Below are 226 nucleotides of genomic sequence, written 5' to 3'. Positions count from 1 at the left end.
CCACCTCCACGACCACACCAACAACTTCCCCCACTCCCTCTACCGCACCCACCTCCCCCACCCTCACAAGATCCCCATCCTCACCCCCAACCACCCTCCATTCATCATCACCCTCTGTGCACACCCCCCTCTCCCCACCCACATCCTCCTCTTCAACACACCCCCATCCCCTGAACACACCCCCCCCGTCATCAACCAGCACAACATTCACCTCCTCTTCATCCAC

The 226-nt window shown here is 60.6% G+C and carries 1 protein-coding gene; it reads right to left on the bottom strand.

Translation table 11 applies throughout. The features are described from left to right. A partial coding sequence (locus FS507_RS20170; RefSeq protein ID WP_222121491.1) for a hypothetical protein occupies nucleotides 1-226 on the bottom strand: 226 nt, incomplete at both ends.

This window comes from Corynebacterium glyciniphilum AJ 3170, assembly GCF_007673095.1.
Taxonomy (GTDB): domain Bacteria; phylum Actinomycetota; class Actinomycetes; order Mycobacteriales; family Mycobacteriaceae; genus Corynebacterium.
The sequence above is the reverse complement of the archived record's forward strand: the minus strand, read 5'-3'. Positions and strand labels throughout refer to the sequence as shown.